Origin of the sequence: Kitasatospora putterlickiae (assembly GCF_039527695.1) — a bacterium.
GTDB classification, from domain to species: Bacteria; Actinomycetota; Actinomycetes; order Streptomycetales; family Streptomycetaceae; genus Kitasatospora; species Kitasatospora putterlickiae.
Window position 1 is genome coordinate 6,349 of record NZ_BAAAKJ010000168.1, and the last position, 8,465, is coordinate 14,813.

9 protein-coding genes are annotated in these 8,465 nt (G+C 74.8%); 6 read left to right on the forward strand and 3 right to left on the reverse strand.

Annotated elements, in window-relative coordinates; all coding sequences use genetic code 11:
• Positions 1-338 precede the first annotated feature (338 nt).
• Together lnt and fxsA are read left to right on the forward strand one after the other, a co-directional pair.
• Positions 339-1,973, forward strand: coding sequence for an apolipoprotein N-acyltransferase (gene lnt, locus ABD308_RS17345; protein ID WP_344335304.1), 1,635 nt, complete (start codon positions 339-341; stop codon positions 1,971-1,973).
• Between the two features lie 55 nt (positions 1,974-2,028).
• The gene (fxsA, locus tag ABD308_RS17350) at positions 2,029-2,610 is read left to right on the forward strand and encodes an FxsA family membrane protein (RefSeq protein ID WP_344335306.1); all 582 of its coding nucleotides are present in this window, start codon (positions 2,029-2,031) and stop codon (positions 2,608-2,610) included.
• Between the two features lie 88 nt (positions 2,611-2,698).
• Here fxsA and ABD308_RS17355 read toward each other — a convergent pair whose 3' ends face one another.
• From ABD308_RS17355 to ABD308_RS17365, 3 genes are all read right to left on the reverse strand, one after another.
• Positions 2,699-3,073, reverse strand: a complete 375-nt coding sequence (locus ABD308_RS17355) for an RNA polymerase-binding protein RbpA (protein WP_030306127.1) — start codon at positions 3,071-3,073, stop codon at positions 2,699-2,701.
• Between the two features lie 287 nt (positions 3,074-3,360).
• Positions 3,361-5,025: a hypothetical protein gene (locus tag ABD308_RS17360; RefSeq protein WP_344335309.1), complete on the reverse strand. Its 1,665-nt coding sequence runs from the start codon at positions 5,023-5,025 to the stop codon at positions 3,361-3,363.
• 116 nt (positions 5,026-5,141) lie between these two features.
• Positions 5,142-5,336 carry a hypothetical protein gene (locus ABD308_RS17365; protein ID WP_344335311.1) on the reverse strand — a complete coding sequence of 65 codons (195 nt, stop codon included), beginning with the start codon at positions 5,334-5,336 and terminating at the stop codon, positions 5,142-5,144.
• Between the two features lie 245 nt (positions 5,337-5,581).
• Between ABD308_RS17365 and ABD308_RS17370 the strand changes: the two genes are divergently transcribed.
• From ABD308_RS17370 to ABD308_RS17385, 4 genes are all read left to right on the forward strand, one after another.
• Positions 5,582-5,998 carry an ankyrin repeat domain-containing protein gene (locus ABD308_RS17370; RefSeq protein ID WP_344335313.1) on the forward strand — a complete coding sequence of 139 codons (417 nt, stop codon included), beginning with the start codon at positions 5,582-5,584 and terminating at the stop codon, positions 5,996-5,998.
• A 24-nt stretch (positions 5,999-6,022) separates the two neighbouring features.
• Positions 6,023-6,568: a GNAT family N-acetyltransferase gene (locus ABD308_RS17375; RefSeq protein WP_344335315.1), complete on the forward strand. Its 546-nt coding sequence runs from the start codon at positions 6,023-6,025 to the stop codon at positions 6,566-6,568.
• Between the two features lie 92 nt (positions 6,569-6,660).
• Entirely contained in the window at positions 6,661-7,737 is a 1,077-nt protein-coding gene (locus ABD308_RS17380) for a serine hydrolase domain-containing protein (RefSeq protein WP_344335318.1), read from the forward strand.
• Between the two features lie 396 nt (positions 7,738-8,133).
• The coding region (locus tag ABD308_RS17385; protein ID WP_344335321.1) for a helix-turn-helix domain-containing protein at positions 8,134-8,465 on the forward strand (332 nt) is incomplete at its 3' end.

Below are 8,465 nucleotides of genomic sequence, written 5' to 3' on the forward strand. Positions count from 1 at the left end.
GGTCGTCCAGGCCCCGGACGACCGGGTCGCCGGCTGGTCCACCGACCCGCGCTCCGGCACCCCCGGCCTGCCCGACCTCACCCCCGGCGAGCCGCTGCCCACCTGCCTGCGCACCGTGGTGCGCGGCCGCACCGTCCACCTGGCCACCGCCGGGTAGCGCGCGGCGCCCGCCACCGGCGGGTGGCCGGTTCCGCACCCACGGCCGCCCGCCGGGCACCGATACGACCCTTGGCTCACGACCGGGTGTCGTTCCGGGGTACCTTCTTCGGACAGCGTCCGAACAGCCGTCCCCGCGCCCCCCGCGGAGCGGCGTCGAGAGAGATGGTGCGACGGTGGCCATGCCCGTCACCCAGGAGCGGTCCGGGACCGCGCCCGAGACCCCCGACGAGGCACCGGGCCCGGGCCGTGTCGCCCGCGCCCTCGCCAGGGTCCGGGCCGGTCTTCCTCGCACCGGGCTGGCCGCGCTCGCCGGACTGCTGCTCGCGCTGGCCTTCCCGCCGTTCGACCTGTGGCCGCTGTCGGTCCTCGGCGTCGCCGCGCTCTCCCTGCTCACCCGGGGCCGCACCGCCCGGCAGGCCGCCTGGACCGGCTTCGCCTTCGGCCTGCCGTTCTTCCTGATGCTGCTCAGCTGGCTGCGGGTGATCGGCTGGGACGCCACCATCGGCCTGTCGGTCGTCGAGGCGCTGTTCCTGGCCGTCCTCGGCGCCGGCCTCGCCGTCACCTCCCGGCTGCCCGGCTGGCCGCTCTGGGGCGCCTGCCTGTGGATCACCCAGGAGTGGGCCCGCGACCGGCTGCCGCTCGGCGGCTTCCCGTGGGGCCGGCTCGCCTTCGCCAACACCGCCACCCCGTACACCCCGCTGGCCGCGCTCGGCGGCGCCCCGCTGGTGACCTTCGCCGTCGCCCTCTCCGGCACCCTGCTGGCCTGGGCCGCCCTGCGGGTGGCCGGACGCGGCACCGCGCGCCGTCCGGTGCAGGCCGCGGCCGCCGGGCTCGGCGCCGTCGCCGCGCTGCTCGCCGGCTACCTGGTGCCGGTGCCCACCGCGCCCGCCGACACCGTCAAGGTCGCGGTCATCCAGGGCAACGTGCCCAACCCCGGCATGGACTTCCTGGGCCGCCCGATGATGGTGCTCAACAACCACGCCGCCGCCACCGAGAAGCTCGCCGAGGACATCGAGGCGGGCCGGGCCGAGAAGCCGGACATCGTGATCTGGCCGGAGAACTCCTCCGACCTCGACCCGTTCAGCGACCCGATGGCCTACGCGCGGATCGACGAGGCGGTCCGGGCGATCGGCGTGCCCACCCTGGTCGGCACCCTGGTCGACGGCCCGGACGAGCAGCACGTGCAGAACGAGGGCATCGTCTGGGACCCGGTGACCGGCCCGGGCGCCTCCTACACCAAGCAGCACCCGGTGCCGTTCGGCGAGTACGTGCCGTTCCGCGACCAGCTGTCCAAGGTCATCACCCGGCTGCAGCGGGTCGCCCGGGACTTCTACCCCGGCGACCACAACGGCGTCATGCAGCTCGGCCCGGCCCGGATCGGCGACGTCATCTGCTTCGAGGTCGCCTACGACGAGATCGTCCGCGACACCGTCGAGCAGGGCGCCCGGGTCCTCGTCGTGCAGACCAACAACGCCACCTACGCCAAGACCGGCCAGCCGGAGCAGCAGCTCGCGATGAGCCGGCTGCGCGCCGTCGAGCACGGCCGCGCGGTGCTGATCGCCGCGACCAGCGGCATCAGCGCGGTGATCGCCCCGGACGGCAGCGTCGTCCAGCGCACCGAGGAGCTGACCGCCGCCGAGCTGTCCGCGACCGTCCCGCTGCGCGACGGCACCACCGTCGCCGACCGGGTCGGCGCCGTCCCCGAGTGGACCCTCGCCGTGGCCGGCCTGCTCGCCTGCGCGGGAGGCGTCCTGCTGGCCCGGCGGCGTGGAACACAGACCGCCGGTCGTCCGTTGGACCAGGTGGTGCCGTAGCCGGCCCGGACCTCCCGTGCGGCGCGCAGAGCACCGCTTGGAGTGGATTCGTACCGTGACCCAGCAAGCTACCCCCGCCCGTCCGGCGCCGCGCTCGAAGCTGCGGCGGGTGCTGCCGCTGCTGCTGACCGCCTGGCTGGTGCTGGAGATCTGGCTGCTGGTCCAGGTCGGCTCGTGGTTGGGCGGCCTGACCGTGGTGCTGCTGCTGATCGCCGGCGCGGTGCTCGGCGGCTCGCTGATCAAGCGGGCCGGCGCCCGGGCGCTGTCGGCGGCCCTGGAGCAGACCCGCGACCCGAAGTCGGAGCAGCCGCAGACCGGCACCAGCCTGACCGTGCTGGCCGGGCTGCTGCTGATCCTGCCGGGCTTCCTCTCGGACGCCGTGGCGCTGACCCTGCTGTTCCCGCCGACCCGCGCGCTGTGGCGGGCCGGCGGCCGCCGGGTCGCCGACAAGGCGCTGCGCTCCACGGCGGGCGTCGGGGCCGACCCGCTCGCGGACGCGATGCGACTTCAGGAGCAGCTGCGGATCCACCGGCCGGACGGCAAGGTGATCCAGGGCGAGGTGGTCGAGCCGGGCAGCGGTCCCGGCGCCGGGCCGCAGGGGCCGGACACCACGTACCGGCCGCCGATCAACGGCTGACCGTCCTCCGGTCGTGCGGACAACGCGAAAGGGACCCTGGTGACCAGGGTCCCTTTTCGCGTGCCCCCGCCCGTCGGCGGGAGCGGGGTCAGGCGCTCTTGCGGGTGTCCCGCGGGTGCACCGCGAGGTTCATCCCACCGGAGCGGAGCACGGCCAGCCGCTCGGCCAGCACCTCCTCCAACTCCTCGCGCGTCCGGCGCTCCATCAGCATGTCCCAATGGGTGCGCGTCGGCTTCACCTTCTTCTCCTCCGGCTCGTCGCCGTCGAGGAGCACCGCCTCCTGACCGCAGAAGCGGCATTCCCAGGCCTGCGGAATCTCCGCCTCGACCGAGAAGGGAACCTCGAATCGGTGTCCGTTCTGACATGCGTACTCGACGGTCTGGCGGGGAGCCAGATCGATACCACGGTCGGTCTCGTAGCTAGTGGCCCCGAGTCGCGTGCCGCGGAGAGCTCGCTCGCTCATGAATCGTGCCTCCCGGGCTTATGGCCCACAGGACTAGTGGTCGCTGTTCTTCGTCGTTCGGTCAACGCTCGGCTTCCGACGAAGATTCCCGTCCCGGGACATGCGTCGTCTGTCGTGCCGCCCCTGTTTGTACCCATCAGCGCCCGATTTGTCACATCTGGACGGTGATATCACCCCGGGTGTCACCTATTTCACATCTGGTGATCGGGCGGACGTTCCCGGACGAGCGTACCGGGAGGGGAGCGGGCGGCCCGCGCCGCCCCTCCCGTTCGGGTGCGGCCCGCCGGTCAGGCGAGCGGGCGGAATCGTAGCGCGGCCGGGCCCTTGGCGAGGTCCACCCCGGCGTGCGGCTCGGGGTCGAGCTCCACCGGGACGGTCGGCGGCCCGTCCGGGAGCGGCTGGACGACCTGGAGCGGCTGGAGCGGCTGGACCGATGGGGCGGGCGCGGCCGGGGCGGGCGCCTCGGTGCGGGTGTCGCGGTGCGGCAGCAGGGCGATCACCGCCTCCCGCAGCGCGGCCGGGGCGTCCTCGTCCAGCGGGTCGACGGTGGCCGGCACCTGGAGGCGGACCGGGGCGCCGTTGCCGATCCGGGCGTAGCCGCGCCCGGCGGGGGTCCGGGTGGCGGGCACGATGTCCAGCGGCACGCCGAGCGCGGCGTGGCCCTCCTCCGGGCCGGTCGGGCCGAGCACCACCCGGGCCCGGGTGGTGGCCCGCACGCTCGGGGAGATCCGGTCCCGGGCCTCGACGTCGTCGGCGATCACCACGGTGACCCGGGCGGCCCGGCCGTGCCGCAGCGGCAGCTCCAGCAGGTCCTGCGGATCCGGGCGGCCCTCGGCGTGCGCCAGCTCGCTCAGCTCGGTCGGGTGGTCGAGCAGCAGCCACAGCGGCCGGGTGACGTCCTCCGGGAGGGCGGCGCCGGTGTGCCGGGCGGTGTTCAGCGCGGTGAGCCGGCGCTCGGTCTCCCGGGCCGCCCACTGCAGCGCGGCCAGCGCGCCGTGCAGGCTGGTCTCCACGGTGTGCACGCCGGGCCGGTTGACCAGGCAGGCGTGTTCGCCGGTCCCGGCGCCGTCGATCACCACCAGGTCGGCGAACGGCAGCGCCTGGAGCGCCACCGAGCGGATCAGGCTGGAGGTGCCGTAGCCCCGGACGCCCAGCGCCAGCAGGTGCGGCTCGGCCGAGCGCGGGCCGGTGCGCCAGACCACCGGCGGCTGCTGGGCCGGCGCCCCGCCCTGGTGCACCGGGATGGTGCGGGCGCTGCCGTCCGCGTCGGTGAAGCCCAGCACGATCTCGCCCGGGGCCGTCACGAACCGCTGGGCGGCGATGTCCGTGGGCAGCGGGGCCAGGGCGGCGATCCGCAGCCGGTTGGACTCCTCGTCCCAGTCGAAGCGGTACTCCCTGGCCCGCCCGGCCTTGCCCTGGACCACCTGCTCGATCCGGGCCCGGGCGGCCGGCTCGGTGTCGGTGAAGTACGCCGGGTAGGCGATCTCCAGCCGGGCGAGCCGGCCCTCGGCGTCGAACTCCCAGCCGGAGAAGACGTCCCGGTGGCCGCCCTCGTGGTGGTAGAGCGGGCCGAGCCCGTCCGGTCCGGCCAGGTACGGGGTGAGCGCGGCGTACAGCGCGGTGAGCTTGACGTCGGCGATGTCCGGCTCGGGCGGGGCGGGCGGGGCCTTGGGCGCGCGGCCGGCCCAGGCGGCGCTGGCCATCAGCGCGATCAGCGCGAACAGCAGGCCGTGCGGCAGCAGGTAGATCCCGATCAGCATCGCGGCGGTCAGGAAGAGCGTCGGGCCGCGCCGGTCCTTCGGGGTGGCCTGCCAGCGGTCCTTGGCCCAGGCGGCGTGGTGGCGCAGGCCGCGGCCGATGACGGTGAGCGGCGCGAACATGTCGGAGGCGTGGTCGCCGGCGGTGCGGACGAGGTCGCGGCCCTTGCTGAGGTGGTGGCGGTTGAGCGGCATGGCTGGCTCCCCGGGCGAGTGGGACGGTCGGTGGGGGCGGTCGGTGGGAAGGGCGTGCGGCAAACGGCCGGGCCCGGGGCGGTGGGATCCGCGTCCGGGCCCGTGCGGGGGGCGACCTAGAACTTGAGGCCGCCGAGCAGGCTGGCGAGGCTGGCGCCGCCCGCGGTGATGCTCGGTGCGATCGAGGAGCCGGCGACGTAGAAGCCGAAGAGGGCGCAGACGAGGGCATGGGAGACCTTGAGTCCGTCCCTGCGGAAGAAGAGGAAGGCGATGGTGCCGAACAGGACGATGCCGGAAATCGAGAGGATCACGGTCTGCTCCTCGGGGAGGGGACGGGACGGTGCCACGGAAAGTGCCACAATCGTGACAAAAGGTAATAGCTGATGGAACGGGTCAAATGGGTGGTTTCCGGGAGTCGCCGCTCCGTGCCGGAAAGTTCGCCCGAACGGTCGGCGGCCTTCGCGCCCACGCGCCGTGCGCTACCGTGCGTCCGGCACGATCACCCACACCGCCGGACGGCCCCGCGCGGGGCGCGTCCCCGAAGAGAGGCCGAGACATGACCGACACCCCCGACGCCGACGTGATCGCCCTGGCCGGCCGGCTCTTCGACGCCGCCCGGGCCGGCGACACCGACACCCTCGCCGCGTACGTCGACGCCGGCGCCCCGGCCAACCTCACCAACGACCGCGGCGACACCCTGCTGATGCTCGCCGCCTACCACGGCCACGCCGCTGCCGTCACCGCCCTGCTGGAGCGCGGCGCCGACCCGAACCGGGCCAACGACCGGGGCCAGACCCCGCTCGCCGGCGCCGTCTTCAAGGGCGCCGACGACGTCCTCGACGCGCTGCTCGCCGGCGGCGCCGACCCGTCCGCCGGCACGCCGTCCGCCGTCGACACCGCCCGGATGTTCGGCAAGGACGCGCTGGTCGCCCGCTTCGAAGGCCCGTCCGAGGGCCGGTCCGAGGCGCCGTGAACCCGGCCCGTACCCTTGGCGACCATGGAGAGCACCACCACCACCGGCGAAACCTTCGTGCACGACGCGAAGGGTGACGGCATCGAGTTCCGGATCACCGGCTTCGGCCACCCCGACGCCCAGCTCCTCGCGGCCGAGGTGCAGCAGGAGTACGTCCGCCGCTACGGCGAGGCCGACCTCACCGAGCTGCACCCCGGGCACTTCGATCCGCCGGCCGGGCTCTTCCTGGTCGCCTACCTGGACGGCGAGCCGGTCGCGTGCGGCGGCTGGCGCGCCAAGCGGGAGGCGCCGTTCGGCATCCGCGCCACCGACGCCGAGCTGAAGCGGATGTTCGTGCGCCCCGAGGCGCGCGGCCGGGGCCTGGCCCGGGCGGTGCTGCGCCGCCTGGAGCGGACCGCCGCCGAGGCCGGGCGCACCCGGTTCATCCTGGAGACCGGCACCGAGCAGCCCGAGGCCGTCGCGCTGTACGCCTCCGAGGGCTACGAGGCGATAGAGAAGTTCGGCCTCTACCGCGAGCACGAGCAGAGCATCTGCCTCGGCAAGGAGTTCGACGGCGTGCTCGCCGTCTGACCCGCGCCCCGGCCGGGTAGCCTCCCGAGCGGGCCCGACGGGTCCGCTCGGGAGGGGTCGCGGGGCAGTCGCGGGACAGGGGAGCAGCACGGATGGCCGGACCGGTGTCACTCGCCCAGCTCGCCGAACTCGCCGCGCCCGGCGGGCCGTTGGAGCGACTGGTGGCCGCCGGTCTGCGGGCCCCTGGGGCCGGCGGCGTCTGGTCGGTCGGCGACGCGGACGGCGTCCGGGGCCGCGGCAGCCTCGGTGTGCTCGGCCGGGGCCCGTACGGCGGGCGGCCGATGGACCACGACACGGTCTTCGACCTGGCCAGCGTCACCAAGATCGTCGCGCTCTGGCCGTGCGCCGGAGCCCTGTGGCAGGCCGGCGGCCTGCCGCTCGACCGACCCCTCGGCGCGTACTGGCCATCCGCCGCCGGCCGCCCCGTCGGTGTGGTGACGGCGCGTCAACTGCTGACCCACACGGCGGGGTTGCCGCTGCGCACCCGGTTCGCCGAGCTGTACGGGAGCGATCCGGGGGCGATCCGGGCCGGAGTGCTCGCCGCCCCGCTGCACCGCCCGCCCGGCGCCGCCGTCGAGTACACCGACCGGGCCGCCGTCCTGCTCGGCCACCTGGTGGAGTCCCTGGCCGGCGAGCCGCTCGACGCGCTCGCCGAGCGGTGGACCTGGCGGCCGCTCGCCATGGCCGACACCCGCTTCGGCCCGCTCGGCGCCGAATCCGCCGACCGCCCCGCCCCCACCGAGTACGAGCGGACGGCGGGCGCCGTGCTGTGCGGCGTCGTGCACGACCCCTCGGCCCGGCTGCTCGGCGGCGTCTCCGGCAACGCGGGCGCCTTCTCCACCGCCCGGGACCTGGAACGCTTCCTCACCGCGCTGCTCGCCCCGCCCGCCGGGGCCGGGTCGCCGTGGGGCGGGCCGTGGATCGCCGAGTCGCTGCGGGTGCACACCGGCGGCCTGGCACCCGCCCGCGGCCTGTCCTGGCTCTGCGCCGCCGGAACCGACCCGGCCGAGGGCGTCTTCGTGCACTACGGCTTCACCGGCACCGCCGTCTGGGTCTCCCGCCGACGCGGCCGCTGGGCGCTGCTGCTCACCAACAAGGTCCACTACGACCGGGACTTCCAGCCACTCACGGATCTGCGCAACGCCTTCCGCCGGGCGGTCTTCGGCTAGAAATTCCGCAACGGATTCGGGTGGTGTCACCCGCCATTGACGGGGGCGCTGCCGAGGGGCATGCTGATCCCTGTTGCGGGACTATTGCGCAAGGCTGTCACCGATATTTCCGACGCCCCCGGGGGCGGGTCGCCGGAAACAGGGCCGGAGGGTCCCCGGAATCCCGGGGGGTGAATCCGCTCCGGCCGTCGGGGGGTGTCGGCCACTCCGCCTCGACCGGGATCGGACGAGGTCAGAGCCGTATTGCCCGGCGGGGGTGCACCCGGGCGGCGGCGACCGTGGGTTTTCAGGGCATGCGCACTATTTCAGGAATGCGGTGATTCCATGGCGGTCCAGAACTCTGCCGGAGGCCGGCGCCGAACCTTCCCGGGTGACGGCCGGGAGATATTCGCGGGAGTGTCCGGAAAGACCGTCCGGCCGGTTTCGGCGGCGGTTCCGGAGGAATTGACGGGGGAGGACTTCGGAACGGCGCTGCGGCGGCTCAGACTGGAGCGCGGGCTCTCCATGCGGGCGCTCGCCCAGCGGCTCGGCTACAGCGCGCACAGCGTCTTCTCCGACATCGAGGCGGGCCGCCGGATCCCCTCCGAGTCGCTGACCGGCTCCTACGAGGAGTGCTTCGGCCTTCCGCCGGGTTCGCTGCTCCCGCTGCGGCGGCGTGCCCTCGCCGACCGGGCCCGCCGGCTGACCGACCGTCCGGCGGCCGCCGTCCCGCCAGCGGCGGCCCCGCC

Coding starts and splice junctions, on each gene's coding strand:
- lnt (WP_344335304.1), top strand. CDS start 339: ATGCCCGTCACCCAGGAGCGGTCCGGGACCGCGCCCGAGACCCCCGAC.
- ABD308_RS17355 (WP_030306127.1), bottom strand. CDS start 3,073: ATGAGCGAGCGAGCTCTCCGCGGCACGCGACTCGGGGCCACTAGCTAC.
- ABD308_RS17360 (WP_344335309.1), bottom strand. CDS start 5,025: ATGCCGCTCAACCGCCACCACCTCAGCAAGGGCCGCGACCTCGTCCGC.
- ABD308_RS17370 (WP_344335313.1), top strand. CDS start 5,582: ATGACCGACACCCCCGACGCCGACGTGATCGCCCTGGCCGGCCGGCTC.
- ABD308_RS17375 (WP_344335315.1), top strand. CDS start 6,023: ATGGAGAGCACCACCACCACCGGCGAAACCTTCGTGCACGACGCGAAG.
- ABD308_RS17380 (WP_344335318.1), top strand. CDS start 6,661: ATGGCCGGACCGGTGTCACTCGCCCAGCTCGCCGAACTCGCCGCGCCC.